A 20,273-nucleotide genomic window follows, 5' to 3' on the forward strand; every position below is an offset into this window, starting at 1 on the left:
TAATTGCATATGTCAGATACTACGCCAGAAACAAGCACTAACACTTTTTCCCATGTTTCTGTCCTGCTTAAAGAGTCTGTTGACGCGCTGGCGATCAAGCCCGACGGTATTTATGTCGACTGTACTTTTGGCCGCGGCGGCCACAGCCGGGAAGTGCTTTCCCGCCTGGGTCCTGACGGCCGTCTCTACGCGATTGACCGCGACCCTCAGGCGATTGAAGCGTCCAAATCGATTGAAGATCCCCGTTTCAGTATTATCCATGGCCCGTTTTCTGGCCTGGCTTCCTATATGGAAGAGCGTGGCCTGACTGGCAAAATTGACGGAGTGTTGGCTGACCTGGGTGTATCCTCACCCCAGCTTGACGACCCAGAGCGTGGGTTCAGCTTCCTGCGTGACGGTCCTCTGGATATGCGCATGGACCCAACATCGGGACAGTCTGCTGCGGACTGGCTGGCGGAAGCGGATGCGAGTGACATCGCCGTTGTACTGAAAGACTATGGCGAAGAGCGTTTTGCCAAGCGCATTGCCCGGGCCATTGTGGCGCACCGTGAAGATGAGGAAAAAGAGCCTCTGACCCGTACCGGTCAGCTTGCCAACCTCATTGCTAACGCATCGCCAATCCGTGAGAAGAAAAAACACCCGGCGACGCGCAGCTTCCAGGCGATCCGTATTTTTGTAAACCGCGAACTTGATGAAATTGAAAAGGCGTTGGAAGGGGCACTTGACGTGCTGACACCCGGAGGCCGCCTGTCAGTTATCAGCTTCCATTCGCTGGAAGATCGTCTGGTTAAGCGCTTTATCCGCAAACAGAGCAAGGGGCCGGATGTACCGCGCGGTGTACCGCTGACAGAAGACCAGATACGCGCCCTTGGCAGTGCATCAATGAAGCCGGTTGGCAAGGCACTCAAGCCTTCTGATCTGGAAGTGGATGACAACACCCGCTCCCGCAGTTCCGTGCTGCGCGTGGCGGAGAAACTGGGGTAAGCACTGATGAAGCGCCACCCGAGCCTGCCCAGACAAATAGGACATGACCTGCGAACAGTGGGTCTCATTCCGTTGATTCTGTTGGTGTTGGTGCTGGTCAGTGCGCTTTCGGTGGTATACACCACCCAGCTCAGCCGTCAGTTGGTGTCACGTCAGGACCAACTCTTGATGGAAAAGGACAATCTGGATATTGAGTGGCGTAACCTCATTTTGGAGGAAACGGCACTCTCGGAGCACAGCCGGGTCGAGTCGATGGCAATAAAGCGCGGGCTTATCCGGCCGGGTGCCAAAGATGAAGTGATAGTGAGCTTAAAGTGAAACAGCCAAAAGGCACACCAAACCGGAAAAAACCAAAAGCGCCACCAGCGTTCATTAAGTGGCGCTTTGGTGTTATTTGCTTTTTCATCGGTCTGGCACTTGTCGCTCTGATTGCACGTGCTGCCTATATCCAGGTTGTCGAACCGGACAACCTTGTCTATCAGGGGGACCTTCGCTCCCTTCGGGTTAAGGCCTTGCCGTCTTCCCGTGGCATTATCTCCGACCGTAACAATGAACCGCTGGCTGTCAGTGTCCCTGTGCAGGCGGTTTATGCAGACCCTGTCCGTATTTTCAAAGAAGATGGCCTCAAAGAGCTTAACCGCTGGTATGCGCTGGCAGATGTCTTGGGCATCCCGCGCCAGGAACTGATCTCCCGCCTTGAATCCAATAAAAAGCGCCGTTTTATTTACCTGCAGCGCCAGGTCGGGGCGACAGTTTCCAACTACATCGAAAAGCTCAAACTGCCGGGTATTGGCCTGAAAGACGAATCCCGCCGTTTTTACCCGGCAGGTGAGGTAAGTGCCCACTTGGTTGGCGTAACTGGTATCGACGGGCACGGCCTTGAAGGGGTTGAGCGCAGCTATGATGGCTGGCTGACCGGTGAACCGGGCCGCCGGACAGTGCGCAAAGACCGATATGGCCGGGTGGTGGAAACCATTTCCCAGGAAGCGCGAGAGCCGGGCAAGCCCCTTGACCTCAGTATTGACCAGCGCCTGCAGGCTATCGCTTATCGCTCTATCAAGCAGGCGGTTGCTGACTACCGGGCTACATCCGGCACCCTGGTGATGGTGGATGTCAAAACCGGCGAAGTGCTGGCAATGGTCAACGCACCGTCGTACAACCCAAATAACCGCAGCGATCTCAAAAGCTTCAAGATGCGAAACCGGGCAGTGACGGACGTGTTTGAACCGGGTTCAACTATCAAGCCATTCGTGGTGCTTGCCGCGCTGGAAAACCATGTGGCAGACGAGCACACCGTTATCGACACCGGCAACGGCATCTTCCGTATAGGCGGCGCCAAAGTGCGGGATGTCTCCAAGGTCGGCAAGGCTGACCTTCGCAAGATCCTGCAAAAATCCAGTAACATCGGTGTGAGTAAGCTCTCCCTCGCCATGCCGGTGGATGCGCTGCTTGGCCTCTACGGCAGCTTTGGGCTGGGTGAATACACCGGGGTCAGCCTGATTGGCGAGTCTGCCGGACATTTCCCGACCCGTACCCGCTGGTCTGATTTTGAGCGAGCCACATTAGCCTTCGGCTATGGCATCTCAGTCACACCGGCACAGCTCGCACGCGCCTACGCTGCGCTGGGGGCCTACGGGGTAAGCCGTCCGCTGTCGATCCTCAAGACGGATCAAGTGGTTCCGGGCAAACAGGTTGTATCGCAGGAAAATGCGATGAAAGTGGTCAAGATGCTTGAAGCTGTTACCCAGAAAGGGGGCAGTGCGACCCGGGCTGCGGTAGATGGTTACCGCATCGGGGCGAAAACCGGTACAGCCAAGGTGGCAGTGGCCGGTGGCTACAGTGACGAATATATTGCCTTTACCGCTGGTATTGCGCCGATCAGTGATCCGCGTATCGCCATGGTGGTGGTTATCAATGAACCTCAGGGTGACAAATACTACGGCGGTGTAGTGGCAGCGCCGGTGTTCTCTGAGGTGATGAAAAGTGCTTTGCGGATACTCAACATCGCACCGGATGCATATACGTCAGACATGATGCATGTCGCCAAGAAATAAGGCTTTTGAATGCCGAGATACGCATTACAACAATTAATTGCACCCTGGACAGACTGCCAGGTTGATGCAGAGATTACCGGAATGGTCCTGGATAACCGGAAGGTTCGTCCCGGTGATCTTTTTGTGGCTGTCAAAGGCCACCAGGTTGATGCCCGACGATTTATTCCTGATGCAGTAGCAAGCGGTTGTGCCGCTGTGCTGGCTACATCAGATGAGCAAAAGCCCCACGGCAGTTGCGACGACGTATCCGGTGTACCTGTTGTGTATATTGATGGATTAGGGCAGAAGCTTTCTGCCATCGCTAACCGTTTCTTTGCCAAGCCGGCAGAAGGGATGACCCTGGTAGGGGTCACCGGCACCAACGGTAAAACAACCATTTCCCAGCTGGCTGCCCAGTGGGCAGAACTGGCAGGTGAGTGCTCGGCCGTAATGGGCACTACGGGCAATGGCTTGTTGGGTGAATTGAAGCCTGCTCTCAATACCACCGGCAGCGCCCTGGAGATTGTTGAGACGCTTGCAGAAGTTAAAGCACAGGGTGCGTCCTTTATCGCGATGGAAGTCTCTTCCCACGGTCTGGTTCAGGGCCGGGTAGCGGATCTGTCTTTCGACGCAGGAATCTTTACCAACCTAAGCCGCGATCACCTTGATTACCATGGCACCATGGAAGCTTACGGTGATGCCAAGCAACTGCTGTTCACTTCCCACGGATGCCGGCACGCGATCATTAACGCTGATGACAGTGTTGGCTCCGCCTGGCTGTCTGCGATGCCAGAAGCCATTGCGGTTTCCATGGCTGGTGAACCAGCCCACCCCGGCAGCAAGCTTTGGCTGACAAGCTGTGAATACACGGCGAAAGGCGTATCTGTTGAATTTGATTCATCCTGGGGCAAAGGCGCGTTCACTGCACCGCTTATCGGTGAGTTCAACGTTTCCAACCTGCTGCTGTCCCTGGCAACGCTGCTTTCCCTCGGGTATTCGATGGAAGTACTGCTCGCAGCGGCTTCTGGCCTTCACCCGGTAATCGGCCGGATGGAAGTTTTTCAGGCGTCTGACAAACCTATGGTGGTTGTCGACTATGCTCACACCCCTGATGCCCTTGAGAAAGCCCTGCACGCAAGCCGACGCCATTGTGATGGCGAACTATGGTGCCTGTTTGGTTGCGGCGGTGACCGTGATACCGGCAAGCGCCCTATGATGGCTGCGATTGCTGAGAAGCTGGCTGACAGGCCAGTCCTGACAGATGACAACCCGCGCAGTGAAGACCCGGCACTAATCGTTGCAGATATGGTGGCAGGTCTGGCAAAGCCTGATGATGCGGTGGTTATCCATGACCGCGCAGCGGCATGCCGTTTTGCTATTGAAAATGGTAAAGCGGGTGATGTGATTCTGGTCGCCGGTAAAGGGCATGAAGATTACCAGGTACTGGCAAGCGGTACCGTCCATTATTCAGACCGGGAAACCGTTCAGCAGTTGCTTGGAGGTCAGGCATGATCGACGTATCCCTATCAACATTGGCAGAAGTGCTCGGCGGTCTTCTGGTCGGCGCGGACACCTCGGTTGACGCTGTGTCGACTGACAGTCGCCAGTGCCCGGGGCAATGCCTGTTTATCGCCTTGATTGGCGAGCGTTTTGACGCCCATGACTTTGCAGCGAGTGCGGTGGAAAACGGTGCTAAAGCCTTGCTGGTTTCGCGAACACTCGATTTACCGGTACCGCAAGTCGTGGTGTCTGATACCCATGAGGCACTGGGCAAACTCGGTGCATGGGTCAACAGCCAGTGTAATGTCACCACCGTGGCGATGACCGGGAGCTGCGGTAAAACCACGGTGAAAGAGATGGCAGCATCCATCCTGTCCCGTAAGGGCAAAGTGCTCGCCACTGCCGGTAATTTTAATAACGATATCGGCGTGCCGCTGACCCTGTTGCGCCTGACCCCGGAATACGATTTTGCCGTGATTGAACTCGGCGCCAACCATATCGGGGAAATCTCTTACACCACATCCCTTGTCAAACCGGACGCCGCGCTGGTTAACAACTTGGCTGCTGCACATCTGGAAGGGTTTGGTTCGCTGGAAGGTGTGGCGAAGGCGAAAGGCGAGATTTTTGAAGGTCTTGCAAGCGGCGCTGCAGCCGTGGTTAACCTCGATAGTATGAATGAGGCACTCTGGGCCCAGTTGCTGTCAGACAAGCGGGTTGTGACCTTTTCTTCGACCAAAACAAATGCCGATTTCCATGCAAAAACGCTGGAGCGGGACGCCGGTGGGTGCTACCGCTTCGTACTGGTCAGCCCGCAGGGAGAAGCAGAGGTAACCCTGCCGATTGCAGGACAGCACAATGTATCCAATGCCTTGGCAGCGGCAGCGCTTACGATGTCTGTTTCGGATATCTCCCTTGAAGACGTCGCCGACGGCCTGACACATACCAGCCACACCGGGGGCCGGGTGGCAATGAGTGAGCCACGCCCGGGCCTGCGTGTTATCGACGATACCTACAACGCCAGTGTGGCAGCAATGAAAGCGGCTGCCGACCTGCTTGGTGGCTTTGACGGCCGGACGCTGATGGTTGTGGGGGATATGAAAGAGCTGGGTGAACAGTCTGTCGCCTTGCATGCCGAAGTGGGTGACCATATTGCTGCACTCGATATTGACGATGTCGTGTCATTCGGCGCCGACAGCGAAGCGGTGACATCGGTTACCGGTGGCAAGCACTTCACTGATAAAGATTCACTTATACAACACGTTCTGAACATGACGAAAGATCAAGAAATAACCGTGCTCGTAAAGGGTGCCCGCAGTATGAAAATGGAAGAAGTCGTGATGGCACTGAAGGAGTCTGCACAATGATTGTCTGGTTAGCAGATCTGCTTGAAGCACACCTGCCATTTATGCGTTTGTTTGAGTACCTGACATTCCGTTCGATTGTCAGTGTCCTCACTGCACTGCTGATTTCCCTGTGGATGGGGCCACGCCTGATCGCACGTTTGCAGATGATGCAGATCGGCCAGGTTGTCCGTAACGACGGGCCAGAATCACACTTCAGCAAGCGTGGCACGCCGACCATGGGCGGTATCATGATCCTAGCGGCTATCACTGTTACCACGCTGCTATGGGCTGACCTGTCAAACCCTTATATCTGGGCGGTGTTGGTGGTACTCCTTGGCTACGGTGCGGTTGGTTTTGTGGATGATTACCGCAAGGTAGTGCGCAAGAATACCGACGGCCTGGTTGCCCGCTGGAAATACTTCTGGCAGTCAGCTATTGCGCTGGTAGTCGCCTTTGCCCTGTATGCGCACGGCAAGGATACCTCGGCAACCCAGTTGGTTGTGCCGTTTTTCAAAGATGTCATGCCTCAGCTTGGTGCGTTCTATATCGTGCTGACCTATTTCGTGATTGTCGGTACCAGCAATGCGGTCAACCTGACGGACGGCCTGGATGGCCTGGCGATCATGCCAACAGTCATGGTGGCATCCGGTTTTGCCTTTATTGCCTGGGCAACCGGTAACGTTAATTTTGCTGAATACCTCCACATTCCTTACATCCCGTATGCTGCAGAACTGGTGGTGTTCTGTGCCGCGATAGTCGGGGCCGGCCTTGGCTTCCTATGGTTCAACACCTATCCGGCTCAGGTATTTATGGGCGATGTAGGCTCGCTGGCACTTGGTGGTGCGCTGGGTACCATCGCTGTGCTGGTGCGACAGGAATTGCTGCTGGTGGTCATGGGTGGTGTATTTGTGATGGAAACCGTCTCGGTTATCCTCCAGGTGGGTTCATACAAGCTGCGTGGCCAGCGTATTTTCCGTATGGCACCTATCCACCACCACTATGAGCTGAAAGGCTGGCCGGAGCCACGCGTTATTGTGCGTTTCTGGATTATTTCCCTGATGCTGGTGCTGATTGCGCTGGCAACATTGAAGGTGCGTTAATGATCGGATTGCATGGCGTGAACAGTGTCGTGGTAATAGGGCTCGGTATGACCGGGCTCTCCGTCGTTAACTACCTCAAGCGTCTGCCCCTTGGGCTGACAGTTCGCGTTATTGATACCCGCGCGACAGCGCCGGGTGCGGACCAGTTGCCGGCTGATGTTGAACTCTGTGCCGGTGAGTGGAATATGGATTGGCTGCTGGGCGCAGACCTGGTAGTCGCCAGCCCGGGTATTGCGCTCTCAACCCCTGAACTGCGCAAAGCTGCAGAACAGGGCATTGAGATTGTGGGAGACATCGAGCTTTTCGCCCGCGCTGCCGATGCGCCAGTTGTAGCGATTACCGGTTCCAATGGCAAAAGCACGGTGACAGCACTGACCGGTGAGATGGCGTGCCTTGGTGGCGTGAATGCCGGTGTCGGAGGCAATATCGGCCATGCTGCACTGGACCTTCTTGGCAAGGGGCATGAGCTGTATGTCCTCGAGCTTTCCAGCTTCCAGCTCGAAACCACGTCTTCTCTGAAGTTGAAGGCGGCGGCTTACCTGAACCTGTCTGAAGACCACATGGACCGCTATCCCGGTGGCATGGCGGATTACGACAACGCCAAGCAGCGTATATTCCTCAATGCCGAGCTGGCTGTGAGCAATGAAGCGGAGATTGAAACCCGCCCATTCAACGACGTGGAAACGGTTTGTTTTGGCGATCGTAATGCGGAATACCGCCTTGGTATGCACGAGGGCAAAACCTGGCTTTTCGTCAGGAATGAGCCGGTTATCGCCGGTGATGAAGTCGCCCTTGTTGGCCGCCACAACCAGTACAACTGCCTGGCCGCCATGGCTCTGGCCGATGCGGCCGGTATTTCCCGTGCAGGCCAGCTTGATGCTATCCGCAGCTTTACCGGGCTTTCTCACCGCTGTCAGTTGGTGGCGAGGAGTAAAGGCGTACGCTGGGTGAATGACTCCAAGGCAACCAATGTAGCCAGCACACTGGCAGCACTTGATGGCCTGGAGCTGGACGGCAAGCTCTATCTGCTCATGGGCGGTGACGGAAAGGGTGCAGATTTTTCAAGCCTGAAACCTGCGCTCGACAAGCTTAATGTGGCGCTTTACTGTTTTGGCGCAGACGGTGACAAATTTATGCCACTGACTGATACCAGCAAGCGCGTTGAAACCATGGCCGAGGCCATGGCAGAGATTGCCGGGGTGGTCAAAGACGGCGATATGGTACTGCTGTCCCCTGCGTGTGCGAGCTTCGACCAGTTTGCCAACTTTATGGCACGCGGTGATGCCTTTGCACAACTGGCAAAAGAATATGCCGGTTTGGCTGGCCAGGCCGCTGGGGGGATGCAGTAATGCGACAGTGGATTGGTGGTCTGGCAGAGAAAATAAATGCCAAGGCAACGCCGGCTCCGGCAGTGCTTTATGACCGCCAATTGGTGTGGCTTTCCTTCGGGCTGATGATGACCGGCCTGGTGATGGTGAGCTCTGCGTCCATTCCGGTAGCCACCCGTCTTGCTGATGCGCCGTTCCTGTTTGCTATCCGCCATGGGGTTTACCTGGTGGGTGCCCTTGCACTGGCGTGTTTCTGCCTGCGTATCCCATTGTTTCGCTGGCAACAGCTCAGTGGACCTATGTTGATTGGCTCTATCGTCCTATTGCTGGCCGTTTTGGTCGTTGGCCGGTCGGTAAACGGTGCGGTTCGCTGGCTGCCACTCGGTGTGATTAACTTCCAGCCTGCAGAGCTTGCCAAGCTGTCATTGTTTCTGTTTATGGCCGGTTACCTGGTGCGTCGCCATGGTGAGGTACGTGAGCGTATCCGAGGCTTTGTAAAGCCGCTCGGCGTATTGGCAGTTATGGCTTTCCTGCTGCTGTTGCAGCCGGATCTGGGCTCCGTGGTTGTGATGTTCGTCACTACTGTTGGCATGTTATTTATCGCCGGGGCAAAACTGTGGCAGTTTATCGCCCTGTTGCTGACCGGTGTGGGTCTTGTCGCTGCAGCTATCCTTGCTGAGCCTTACCGGGTGGCACGTGTTACTGCCTTCCTTGATCCGTGGAAAGATCCGTTTGGCAGCGGCTATCAGCTTACCCAGTCATTGATGGCATTTGGCCGGGGGGAAATATTCGGCCAGGGGCTGGGTAACTCAATTCAAAAACTTGAGTACCTGCCTGAAGCCCATACCGACTTCGTGTTTGCGGTTGTTGGTGAAGAACTGGGTTTTGTTGGCGTGACGCTGATTCTGCTGATGGTGTTCGCCCTGGTATTCAAGGCCCTGATGATTGGCAAACGTTGCCTTGAGCATGACCGGCTGTTTTCCGGCTTCCTCTCTTTCGGTATCGGGATCTGGTTTGCTTTCCAGAGCCTGGTTAACGTTGGCGCGGCCGCCGGTATTGTGCCGACCAAGGGCCTGACGCTGCCACTGGTCAGTTATGGTGGCTCCAGCTTGTTTATTATGTCTGCTGCAGTGGCGATTCTGCTGCGCATTGATTACGAATACCGCCTGGCGACGGCACAGGCGCACCAAAGATTGAGAAATAATGACTGAGGCCAAGAAGTCAAAACGGTTATTGGTAATGGCCGGTGGTACCGGTGGGCATGTGTTCCCGGGACTGGCCGTTGCAAAAAAGCTCCGCGAAGAGGGCTGGGAAATCCGTTGGCTGGGAACAGCAGACCGGATGGAAGCTGACCTTGTTCCGCAGCACGGCATTGATATTGATTTTATCGAAGTAAAAGGTGTGGTTGGGCAAGGCCTGATGCGAAAACTGACCGCACCTTTGACCGTCGCCAAAGCAGTGATGCAGGCCCGGCGTTATATTTCTGCGTGGAAGCCGGATGCTGTGCTTGGTATGGGCGGCTACGTAAGTGGCCCGGGCGGCGTAGCTGCCTGGATTAACAATATCCCGGTTGTCCTCCATGAGCAAAATGCCGTGGCAGGGCTGACCAACCGGATGCTGGCAAAAATTGCATCCAGGGTAATGCAGGCGTTCCCTGGTGCATTTAAGGACGCACCGGTTGTCGGTAACCCGGTCCGGGAAGACGTGGTGGCATTGGCTGAACCGCAGGTCCGGATGGCAGAGCGGGTAGGCCCGGTCCGCATCCTGATTATGGGTGGCAGCCAGGGAGCGAGGGTGCTGAACCATACCGTGCCGGAAGCAGCGGCGCTTTTTGGTGAAAAAGCTGAAATCTGGCATCAGGCAGGCAAAGGTAACGAGGCGGATACCCAGGCTCGCTATAAAGCAGCCGGCGTGGACGCGCGGGTCACCGAATTTATCAAAGATGTATCTGAAGCCTATGCCTGGGCTGACCTGATTATCTGCCGTTCAGGTGCACTGACAGTGTCTGAGCTTTCTGCCGCAGGACTGGCAGCGATTTTTGTGCCTTTTATGCACAAAGACCGTCAGCAGGCACTTAATGCTGACCATTTGGTTGTAAATGGTGCAGCCATGATGATTGAACAGCAAGATTTAACTGCGGCCAGCCTGGCTGAACAGGTTAACAGTCTGGACCGCAATGCACTGCTGATGATGGCAATGAAGGCTCGTCAGCAGGCAATTACAGACGCGGATGAACGTGTTGCTGACGCGATTAAAGCGGTAGCGAACTAAAACTGGTTGGAATGTAGTAATGGGTAAACTCGACAGTCAACAGCTCGCCAAGATACGCACCATGGTGCCGGAAATGCGCCGGGTTGAACGTATTCACTTTGTCGGTATCGGTGGTGCCGGCATGAGCGGTATTGCCGAAGTGCTGGTCAACGAAGGGTACAAGGTCAGCGGTTCTGACCTTGGCGAAAATGCGGTAACTGAGCGCCTGGCTGCCAAAGGTGCCTCCATCTTTATCGGCCATGCGCAGGAAAACGTAGCCGGTGCCAGCGTAGTGGTTGTTTCCACAGCCATCAAAGCAGACAACCCGGAGTTGCTTGCTGCGCAGGAAATGCGTGTCCCTGTTGTACGCCGGGCAGAAATGCTGGCCGAACTGATGCGCTACCGTCACGGTATTGCAGTTGCAGGTACCCACGGCAAGACGACAACGACCGCCCTGATCACCCAGATTTACTCAGAAGCCGGGCTGGATCCGACGTTTGTAAACGGCGGCCTGGTGAAAAGTGCCGGGACCAATGCACGCCTTGGCTGCAGCCGTTTCTTTATTGCCGAAGCGGATGAAAGTGATGCGTCATTCCTCCACCTACAGCCAATGGTGAGTGTGGTGACGAATATCGAAGCCGACCATATGGACACCTACCAGGGTGACTTCGAGATCCTGAAACAGACTTTCGTCGATTTCCTCCACAACCTGCCGTTTTACGGCCTGGCTGTCATGTGTGTGGACGATCCTGTGGTGCGTGAACTGTTGCCGCGTATTGGCCGCCAGATCATCACTTACGGTTTTTCTGAGGATGCGGATGTACGCATTTCAAATTACCGTCAGGAAGGGCAACGCGGCCTGTTCACTGTTCACCGCAAAGACAAACCTGCTCTGGATATCGAACTGAATATCCCAGGCCGTCACAACGCACTCAATGCATCAGCTGCGATTGCCGTTGCATCAGAAGAGCATGTCGATGACGCTGCAATTCTGTCTGCCCTTGCAAGCTTTGAAGGCACTGGCCGTCGTTTTGACCAGCTTGGTGTGTTCAACATTGACGATGGCGATGTGATGCTGGTGGACGATTATGGCCACCACCCAAGTGAAGTAGACGTTACCATCCAGGCTGCGCGTGCAGGATGGCCAGACCGCCGTCTGGTGATGGTATTCCAGCCACACCGCTACAGCCGGACCCGGGACCTTTATGATGACTTCGCCCATGTGCTCGAGCAGGTGGATGTACTGCTGATGCTGGATGTTTATTCCGCCGGTGAAGCACCAATTGCCGGTGCAGACAGCCGCAGCCTGTGCCGCACAATTCGCGGGCGTGGAAAACTGGATCCGATTTTTGTACCTGAACCGGAAGCACTGCCTGCCGCACTGGCGAATGTGGTTCAAGCCGGTGATTTGGTGTTGGCACAGGGGGCTGGTGACATCAGCAAGCTGGCCCGTAACCTGGCCAAGACAGAATTGGACCGTGAGGCCCTGGCCGCACTGTCCTGATTTTTGTTCAATCCCCTGGCGACAGGGGGCGAAAAACAGTGTGTAATGGTGGAAATTTAATCGTTTTCGTCATTTTATGGAATCTTAACCGCTCAATCGGTGATTGAGCACTTACATTGGGGGTAGACCACGCTATAATCGCTCAACTTTGCTTGAGAGAAATGAGCGGGTCATTGCTGAAAACATAGGGCGTTAGCAGCACAACATGACAGAAATGACTGCTGAACAATCAGAAATGCCATCCTCGTGTGCCTGGACACACTGGGGTGGTTTGGCGTTTCTGGTTGTCGTACTGGTGGCCGTTTTCTGGGGAATCAGCAGCACGCTTTCGTGGATGACGGATGGCCAGAGAATGCCCCTATCCCAATTGGTGGTTGAAGGCCAGCATAAACATGTGTCCTCAACCGAAGTGCGGGATGCCGTTTTAGGGCTCGCCCCATTGGGGAGTTTTATGACCCAGGATGTTAATGCTGTCCAGCATGCTGTAGAGCAACTTCCCTGGGTAAAGCAGGTGTCGGTCAGGAAGCAATGGCCGGATCTGCTTAAGGTGTTTATCACCGAATTCAAACCCGCTGCGATTTGGAATGACAACGCACTGGTTGATCCTGAAGCCGAAGTGTTTCCGGCTAATGTCTCTGACGTGCAAAAGCCCATGGTTAAGCTGTATGGGCCAGAGGGGACAGAAAAAGAAGTGATGGATGCATGGCTGGATGCAGAAAACATTCTCAAGCCTTATGGCATTGAGGTTGCAAGCCTTGCACTAAATACCCGCCGCTCCTGGAAAATGGTGACTGCCAAAGGGACGCGGATTGAACTTGGGCGAGTTGACAGGGCTAACCGCCTGCACCGTCTGGGGGATTTACTCGGGGACATAGAAGCCAAAGGACGGCCGATTGAATACATTGATTTACGTTATGACACTGGTGCTGCCGTTGGCTGGAAGCACAACCCGGAACAAGAATAAGAGATTGCGCTAATGAACAAGGCGACTGACAAATCACTGATTGTCGGATTGGATATCGGGACCTCAAAGGTTTCGGTTCTGGTCAGTGAAGTTCTGCCAGACGGTCAGATTAATGTAATCGGCCTGGGCAGCAGTCCTTCACGTGGTATGGACAAGGGTGGTGTCAACGATCTCGAATCTGTGGTCAAGTCAGTTCAGCGTGCAGTCAATGAAGCTGAGATCATGGCGGATTGCCAGATCAGTTCTGTCTACCTGTCGCTGTCAGGCAAGCATATTCACTGCCAGACAGAACGCGGCATGGGTACCATCTCTGACGAAGAGGTGACACAAGACGACGTAGACAATGTTATTCATACCGCGAAATCGGTAAAGATCAGTGACGAATACCGTGTTCTGCACGTTATTCCGCAGGAATACAAGATTGATTACCAAGAGGGGATCCGAAACCCGATTGGTTTATCCGGCGTCCGGATGGAGGCCAGCGTTCACCTGATTACCTGCCACAACGATACGGCTCGAAATATCGAAAAGGCGGTAGAGCGTTGCAACCTCAAGGTTGACCAGCTGATTTTCTCCGGCTTGTCAGCCAGCAATGCGGTTGTCACCCAGGATGAAAAAGAGCTGGGCGTGTGCGTGGTCGATATCGGCGGCGGCACCATGGACTTGGCTATCTGGACCGGCGGTGCACTGCGTCACGCGGAAGTGATTCCGTATGCCGGCAACGTAATCACCAGCGATATAGCGTATGCCTTCGGCACACCGCTGAGTGACGCGGAAGAAATCAAAGTTAAATATGGCTGTGCGCTGAGCGAAATGGTCAGCAAAGACGCCAAGGTAAACGTACCAAGTGTCGGGGGCCGTCCTTCACGGACACTGCAGCGCCAGACACTGGCAGAGGTCATTGAACCTCGCTGCACCGAGCTGATGGGCTTGGTAAATCAAAAAATTCTCGGTGTGCAGGCAAAACTGCGCCAGGAAGGAATAAAGCACCATCTTGCCGCTGGCATTGTGATCACCGGTGGGGCATCACAAATGCACGGCTTGGTAGAGTGCGCGGAACGGGTGGTACAGAACCAGGTACGGGTTGGGCAGCCAATCGGTGTGACTGGTCTGACGGATTACGTCCAGGCCCCTTATTACGCAACAGCAGTTGGACTGCTGCAGTATGGCAGGGACAACATTTTAGCGGAAAATCATGAACCTGAGCAGAAACGCACTGTCTCAAGTGTATTCAGCAAGCTCAGTAGTTGGATTAAGAAAGAATTTTAAACCTGATGCGAACAGGAACTACGGAGAGAACTTATGTTTGAACCGATCATGGAAATGTCTGACGATGCAGTCATTAAGGTCATTGGTGTAGGCGGCGGCGGCGGTAACGCTGTTGAGCATATGGTGCGCGAGTCAATTGAGGGTGTTGATTTCATCACCGTCAATACGGACGCCCAGGCGCTGCGTAAAACCAGTGTCAGCACTGTGATCCAAATTGGTGCAGGTATCACTAAAGGCCTGGGTGCGGGTGCAAACCCACAGGTTGGCCGTGAAGCTGCGAATGAAGACCGAGATGCCATTAAAGCTGAGCTCGAAGGTGCCGATATGGTATTTATCGCAGCCGGTATGGGTGGTGGTACAGGTACAGGTGCTGCACCTATCATTGCTGAAGTTGCTAAAGAGCTGGGTATTCTGACCGTTGCGGTTGTTACCAAGCCATTCAGCTTTGAAGGTAAGAAACGTTTGGCGTTTGCTGAGCAGGGTATCGAGGAGCTTTCCAAGCACGTCGACTCACTGATCACCATCCCTAACGAGAAGCTTCTGAAAGTATTGGGTCGTGGTATCACCCTTCTTGATGCCTTTGCCAAGGCCAATGATGTACTTCGGAATGCTGTTCAGGGTATCGCTGAGCTGATCACCCGACCTGGCCACATCAACGTGGACTTTGCAGACGTACGTACCGTGATGTCTGAAATGGGTCACGCGATGATGGGCAGCGGTGTAGCAACCGGTGAAGACCGTGCAGAAGAAGCCGCTGAAATGGCGATCTCCAGCCCACTGCTGGAAGATATCGACCTGGCGGGTGCTCGCGGTGTTCTGGTTAACATCACGGCCGGCTTCGACATGCGTCTGGACGAGTTTGAGACGGTAGGTAACACTGTTAAGGCATTCGCTTCTGACAATGCGACCGTGGTTATCGGTACCTCACTCGACCCAGAAATGCAGGATGAGCTGCGTGTAACTGTTGTTGCCACAGGTATTGGTCACGAACGCAAACCGGAAATTACACTGGTAAAGAGTAACAAACCAGTAGAAAAACCGGCTCAGCCAATGCAACAGGCACAGCCTTTGCAAGATCGTGAACAAGGACAAAATGTTGCCGCTCCGGTGACTAACCGTGAACCGGTAAGTCAGCCTCAGCAAGCGAGCAATGTGGCGCCTAAACCACAGGCAGAGCACGATTATCTGGATATCCCTGCGTTTTTACGTAAGCAGGCAGATTAATACAGGCACTGCTTGGTTTGTGACCAACAGCGTGATAGACTGCGCGATGTCTTTGTGTGACAGCGTAATGGTTGATGTTGCACGCAAAACTAGAAATTCAGTTGAGATGAGCAGATGATGAGACAACGTACACTAAAAAGTATCGTCAAAACGACAGGCGTAGGTTTGCACTCAGGTCGCAAAGTTACCTTGACGTTACGTCCTGCTGCCGCAAATACAGGTGTTATTTATCGCCGTACTGATCTGGAGCCAGCAGTGGATTTCCCTGCCGATCCGGCTAACGTGCGTGACACCATGCTGTGTACTGCGCTGGTTAATGACGCTGGCGTGCGTATTTCAACTGTTGAGCACTTGAATGCTGCGCTCGCCGGTATGGGTATCGACAACGTGATTATCGAAGTTGATGCCCCTGAAATTCCAATTATGGATGGCAGTGCCAGTCCGTTTATCTACTTGCTTCAGTCTGCAGGCATTGAGACGCTGGGCGCACCAAAGCGTTTCGTCCGTATCAAGAAACCTGTTCGCATCGAAGACGGAGATAAGTGGGCGGAGCTGGTACCTTTTGAAGGCTTCCGTCTGGATTTCAAGATTGACTTCAATCACCCGGCGATTGACGGTGAAGACCAGCATATGATGATGGACTTCTCCAGCCAGTCATTTATCAAGCAGATTAGCCGTGCGCGTACCTTTGGCTTTATGCGTGATATCGAGTACCTCCAGTCACAAAACCTGTGTCTGGGTGGCAGCTTTGATTGCGCTATCGTTTTGGACGATTACCGTATCCTGAACGAAGATGGCCTGCGTTTTGACAAGGAGTTTGTTAAGCACAAGGTACTAGACGCTATCGGCGATCTCTACATGTGTGGCCACAACATCATCGGTGAATTCCGCGCTCACAAGTCAGGCCATGCCCTGAACAACCAGCTTCTGCGTGCAGTGCTGGCTGACCAGGAAGCCTGGGAGTGGGCAACGTACGAAGATGAGCGTACCCCTGTTGCTTTTGCCCAACCGGGTATGGTGCTCGCTTAAGCCTTACGCAGGTACACTGCTCAATGAAATGAGAAGCCATCGGTTCAACCGGTGGCTTTTGTTTTTTTGGGGGTGGAACAGGCCTGTCTTTTCCCGGTACCTAGATACCGTTCTTTCTCTCCGCTAAAGCCGCTATCGCCTCTAGCCTTTCTTTGACTTTGTCCGGTGCATTTTCTGCCACCATCTTAAGGTAAGCTGCAGCTGTGTCGCTTATCTTCCTTGGGTTCGCCTGTTTTTCTTCCCGAGCGACAGGTTTGGCAACGGTTGGGTTCACTTTGACTTCGATACTCATCAGGCTTGGCAAAGGGCCAGCCCGAAGGGCCGAAATTAAATTGATCCTTTCAAAGTTCAGGCGCATTCCCCAAGAAGGTGATTCTGCTTCGATCACCAGGATCCCATCCCGGAAGTTGGCGATCCGGCAATGGTTTGCCGCATCACCGGGAAGGCAGCCATGCAATGCTTTGTTCAACCTGGAGATCGCCATTGCTCGTTGCTGGATCTGCTGTGGCAATCCGCCTGTGATGAGTTTGTCGGTTGATTCGGGTTTATGGTTACGCATTTTATTTCCCCATTCCCGGAGACTTATCCCGGCACTGCCTGAAGTTGCTTAAAAAGAAACCTGAAAAATTAAAAAAGTTTGGAGCTTCGCCCATGTTTGTTCTCGAACATAGGCTTAAGACCTAATTTCCCTTATTATAGGGCGTCAAATTCTAAAGGCATGCGGATAAATACATGCCTTCTTTAAAAAAGTCTGCCTGAAACCTTGAAATTTGCAGCATTCGACATCAGTTCTTGGGTAATCGTCGCTGCAAGGTTTTGGGAAAAGGCAGCCAAATGATGTCAGACAGGGAGTGTATTGGTGCGCTCAAACCTCTGAATGACCGGATAGACGGTAACCACCGAGAATTTATTAGGGCGCCCTCCGCGCACATCGCGAACATTTAAGAGAAACGGCAACGCCATGTTAGCAAAACTACTGACCAAAGTTATCGGAAGTCGTAACGACCGTACCCTGCGTCGTCTGCGCAAAGTTGTAGATCAAATTAACAAGCTCGAGCCACAGTTTGAATCACTCCAGGATGAAGAGCTGAAAGCCAAGACCGCGGAATTCCGTGAGCGTCTGGAAAAGGGTGAAAGCCTGGAGTCTCTGATTCCAGAAGCCTTTGCTACAGTGCGTGAAGCCTCGAAGCGTGTGTATGGTATGCGCCACTTCGACGTACAGATGATCGGTGGCATGGTACTTAACCACTGCCAGATCGCTGAGATGCGTACCGGTGAGGGTAAAACCCTGACTGCAACCCTTCCTGCTTACCTTAATGCCCTGACCGGCCGCAGTGTTCACGTAGTAACCGTGAACGACTACCTTGCCCGCCGCGATGCTGAAACCAACCGTCCCCTGTTTGAATTCCTGGGAATGACCGTTGGTGTCAACGTTCCGGGTATGCAGACTCCCGAGAAGAAAGAAGCCTACGCGGCTGACATCCTTTACGGAACCAACAACGAATTCGGCTTTGACTACCTGCGCGACAACATGGCATTCCGCAAGGAAGACCGTGTACAACGCGACCGCTTCTTTGCCATCGTGGATGAGGTGGACTCCATCCTCATCGATGAAGCGCGTACCCCGCTGATTATCTCTGGCCCTGCAGAAGACAGCTCAGAGCTCTACACACGTATCAATGCCCTGATCCCTCAGTTGGTGAAGCAGGATCAGGAAGACTCTGAAGAGTACCGTGGTGAAGGCCACTACACTGTTGATGAGAAATCCAAGCAGGTTCACCTGACCGAAAACGGCCAGGAGTTTGTCGAAGACCTGCTTAAGAAGAATGGCCTGATGGCAGAGGAAGACACCCTTTACTCGCCTGCCAATATTTCGTTGCTGCACCATGTGAACGCTGCGTTGCGTGCCCACGTGCTGTTTGAGCGCAATGTGGATTACATTGTGAAGGATGATGAAGTCATCATCGTTGACGAACATACCGGCCGTACCATGCCGGGCCGTCGCTGGTCTGAAGGTCTGCACCAGGCTGTTGAAGCCAAAGAAGGTGTGAAGATCCAGAATGAAAACCAGACACTGGCATCCATCACATTCCAGAACTACTTCCGTCTGTACGACAAGCTGTCAGGCATGACAGGTACTGCGGATACAGAAGCGTTCGAATTCCAGAGCATCTACGGCCTGGATACCGTGGTTATTCCAACCAACAAACCAATGGTCCGTAACGACCTGGCTGACCAGGTTTACATGACCGAGCGTGAGAAGTTCATCGCAATTATCGAAGATATCAAAGCCCGCTCTGCAGCCGGTCAGCCGGTGCTGGTAGGTACGGTATCGATCGAGAAATCAGAACTGCTTTCCCGTGAGCTGAAAAAAGCGGGTATCAAGCACAACGTACTGAACGCCAAGTTCCACTCCCACGAAGCGGATATCGTTGCCCAGGCCGGTGCGCCGGGTGCGGTTACCATTGCCACCAACATGGCAGGCCGTGGTACCGATATTATCCTTGGTGGTAACTGGCAGGTTGAAGTTGCAGCTCTGGAAAACGCTACTGACGACCAGATCGCCAAGATCAAGGCCAAATGGAAAGAAGCGCATGACAAGGTACTTGAAGCCGGCGGCCTGCACATTGTAGGTACCGAGCGTCACGAATCACGCCGTATCGACAACCAGCTCCGTGGCCGTTCCGGCCGTCAGGGTGACCCGGGTTCAACCCGTTTCTACCTGTCTATGGAAGATGCACTGATGCGTATCTTCGCATCGGACAAGGTCACCAACATGATGAAAAAGCTGGGTATGGAAGAAGGCGAAGCCATTGAACACCCATGGGTGAACAAGGCTATCGAAAATGCCCAGCGCAAGGTGGAAGGCCGTAACTTCGATATCCGTAAGCAATTGCTGGAATTCGATGACGTTGCCAACGACCAGCGTAAAGTAGTTTACGAACTGCGCGATGAGCTGATGGAAACAGATGACATCAGCGAAATGATTGCCCAGAACCGTGGTGACGTGGTTGAAGCGGTTATCAACGAATACATCCCGCCTCAGTCGCTGGAAGAGATGTGGGACATCCCTGGCCTGGAAAGCCGACTGCAGGCAGACTTCGATGTGGAACTGCCGGTCAAACATTGGCTCGACACCGAAGACAAGCTGTACGAAGAAGAGCTGCGTGAGCGAATCCTTGATGAAATCACCAAGGTTTACACCAACAAGGAAGAGCTTGTCGGTGCCCCTGTTCTGCGCAACTTCGAAAAAGCGGTGATGTTGCAGACGCTCGATACCCTGTGGAAAGAGCACCTGGCTGCGATGGATCACCTGCGCCAGGGTATTCACCTGCGCGGCTATGCCCAGAAGAACCCTAAGCAGGAATACAAGCGCGAGTCATTTGAGCTGTTCCAGGAACTGTTGGAGTCCCTGAAGTCAGATGTGGTTCTCACGCTGAGCAAGGTGCGAGTGCAGCAACCTGAAGAAGTGGACGAGATGGAAGAGCGTCGACGTCAGCAGGCAGAAGAGATTGCCCGTCACCAGCAGACTCAGCATGCCCAGGCCGACAACCAGCTTTCTGACGGTTCTACCGAAGAGGCTGGCACCTTTGTCCGCGAAGAGCGTAAGGTTGGCCGTAACGAGCCATGCCCTTGCGGCTCCGGTAAGAAATACAAGCAGTGCCATGGCCGTCTGAGCTAAACATTGCTAGAGTACTTACCAGTACAGATGAAAAGGCCGCGTCAGCGGCCTTTTTTATGCCCG

Annotated in this window: 16 protein-coding genes; 15 read left to right on the plus strand and 1 reads right to left on the minus strand. The window is 53.9% G+C overall.

Going from position 1 to position 20,273, the window contains the following annotated elements; translation table 11 throughout:
- Nucleotides 1-9: 9 nt before the first annotated feature.
- The 14 genes from rsmH (at nucleotide 10) to lpxC (ending at nucleotide 16,528) form a co-directional block, all read left to right on the plus strand.
- A complete protein-coding gene (gene rsmH, locus NF212_RS02015; RefSeq protein WP_434358372.1) occupies nucleotides 10-984 on the plus strand; it encodes a 16S rRNA (cytosine(1402)-N(4))-methyltransferase RsmH in 975 nt (324 codons plus the stop codon).
- Nucleotides 985-990: 6 nt separating this feature from the next.
- On the plus strand, nucleotides 991-1,302 hold the full coding sequence (ftsL, locus tag NF212_RS02020) for a cell division protein FtsL (protein ID WP_434358374.1): 312 nt from the start codon (nucleotides 991-993) through the stop codon (nucleotides 1,300-1,302).
- Nucleotides 1,299-3,038, plus strand: a complete 1,740-nt coding sequence (ftsI, locus tag NF212_RS02025) for a peptidoglycan glycosyltransferase FtsI (RefSeq protein ID WP_434358376.1) — start codon at nucleotides 1,299-1,301, stop codon at nucleotides 3,036-3,038. Before ftsL ends, ftsI begins: the two co-directional genes overlap by 4 nt.
- Before the next feature lie 9 nt (nucleotides 3,039-3,047).
- Nucleotides 3,048-4,529: a UDP-N-acetylmuramoyl-L-alanyl-D-glutamate--2,6-diaminopimelate ligase gene (gene murE, locus NF212_RS02030; RefSeq protein WP_434358378.1), complete on the plus strand. Its 1,482-nt coding sequence runs from the start codon at nucleotides 3,048-3,050 to the stop codon at nucleotides 4,527-4,529.
- Nucleotides 4,526-5,881 carry a UDP-N-acetylmuramoyl-tripeptide--D-alanyl-D-alanine ligase gene (gene murF / locus NF212_RS02035; RefSeq protein WP_434358380.1) on the plus strand — a complete coding sequence of 452 codons (1,356 nt, stop codon included), beginning with the start codon at nucleotides 4,526-4,528 and terminating at the stop codon, nucleotides 5,879-5,881. The genes murE and murF overlap by 4 nt, the downstream gene beginning before the upstream one ends.
- The gene (mraY, locus tag NF212_RS02040) at nucleotides 5,878-6,960 is read left to right on the plus strand and encodes a phospho-N-acetylmuramoyl-pentapeptide-transferase (RefSeq protein WP_434358382.1); all 1,083 of its coding nucleotides are present in this window, start codon (nucleotides 5,878-5,880) and stop codon (nucleotides 6,958-6,960) included. The genes murF and mraY overlap by 4 nt, the downstream gene beginning before the upstream one ends.
- Complete coding sequence (murD, locus tag NF212_RS02045; RefSeq protein ID WP_434358384.1) at nucleotides 6,960-8,309, plus strand: UDP-N-acetylmuramoyl-L-alanine--D-glutamate ligase; 1,350 nt, start codon at nucleotides 6,960-6,962, stop codon at nucleotides 8,307-8,309. Before mraY ends, murD begins: the two co-directional genes overlap by 1 nt.
- Nucleotides 8,309-9,499 carry a cell division protein FtsW gene (gene ftsW, locus NF212_RS02050; protein ID WP_434358386.1) on the plus strand — a complete coding sequence of 397 codons (1,191 nt, stop codon included), beginning with the start codon at nucleotides 8,309-8,311 and terminating at the stop codon, nucleotides 9,497-9,499. Before murD ends, ftsW begins: the two co-directional genes overlap by 1 nt.
- Nucleotides 9,492-10,559, plus strand: coding sequence for an undecaprenyldiphospho-muramoylpentapeptide beta-N-acetylglucosaminyltransferase (gene murG / locus NF212_RS02055; RefSeq protein ID WP_434358388.1), 1,068 nt, complete (start codon nucleotides 9,492-9,494; stop codon nucleotides 10,557-10,559). The genes ftsW and murG overlap by 8 nt, the downstream gene beginning before the upstream one ends.
- A gap of 19 nt (nucleotides 10,560-10,578) precedes the next feature.
- A complete protein-coding gene (gene murC / locus NF212_RS02060) occupies nucleotides 10,579-12,042 on the plus strand; it encodes a UDP-N-acetylmuramate--L-alanine ligase (RefSeq protein WP_434358390.1) in 1,464 nt (487 codons plus the stop codon).
- Nucleotides 12,043-12,247: 205 nt separating this feature from the next.
- Nucleotides 12,248-13,006: a cell division protein FtsQ/DivIB gene (locus tag NF212_RS02065; protein ID WP_434358392.1), complete on the plus strand. Its 759-nt coding sequence runs from the start codon at nucleotides 12,248-12,250 to the stop codon at nucleotides 13,004-13,006.
- A gap of 12 nt (nucleotides 13,007-13,018) precedes the next feature.
- A complete protein-coding gene (gene ftsA, locus NF212_RS02070; protein ID WP_054675389.1) occupies nucleotides 13,019-14,275 on the plus strand; it encodes a cell division protein FtsA in 1,257 nt (418 codons plus the stop codon).
- 33 nt (nucleotides 14,276-14,308) lie between these two features.
- The gene (ftsZ, locus tag NF212_RS02075) at nucleotides 14,309-15,499 is read left to right on the plus strand and encodes a cell division protein FtsZ (protein ID WP_434358394.1); all 1,191 of its coding nucleotides are present in this window, start codon (nucleotides 14,309-14,311) and stop codon (nucleotides 15,497-15,499) included.
- A 114-nt stretch (nucleotides 15,500-15,613) separates the two neighbouring features.
- Nucleotides 15,614-16,528 carry a UDP-3-O-acyl-N-acetylglucosamine deacetylase gene (lpxC, locus tag NF212_RS02080; protein ID WP_434358396.1) on the plus strand — a complete coding sequence of 305 codons (915 nt, stop codon included), beginning with the start codon at nucleotides 15,614-15,616 and terminating at the stop codon, nucleotides 16,526-16,528.
- A gap of 100 nt (nucleotides 16,529-16,628) precedes the next feature.
- Here lpxC and NF212_RS02085 read toward each other — a convergent pair whose 3' ends face one another.
- A complete protein-coding gene (locus tag NF212_RS02085) occupies nucleotides 16,629-17,087 on the minus strand; it encodes a DUF721 domain-containing protein (protein WP_434358398.1) in 459 nt (152 codons plus the stop codon).
- A gap of 402 nt (nucleotides 17,088-17,489) precedes the next feature.
- Between NF212_RS02085 and secA the strand changes: the two genes are divergently transcribed.
- Complete coding sequence (gene secA, locus NF212_RS02090; RefSeq protein ID WP_434358400.1) at nucleotides 17,490-20,210, plus strand: preprotein translocase subunit SecA; 2,721 nt, start codon at nucleotides 17,490-17,492, stop codon at nucleotides 20,208-20,210.
- The last annotated feature ends 63 nt before the right edge of the window (nucleotides 20,211-20,273 follow it).

It is taken from the genome of Parasalinivibrio latis (assembly GCF_036825535.1).
Lineage (GTDB): Bacteria > Pseudomonadota > Gammaproteobacteria > Enterobacterales > Vibrionaceae > Parasalinivibrio > Parasalinivibrio latis.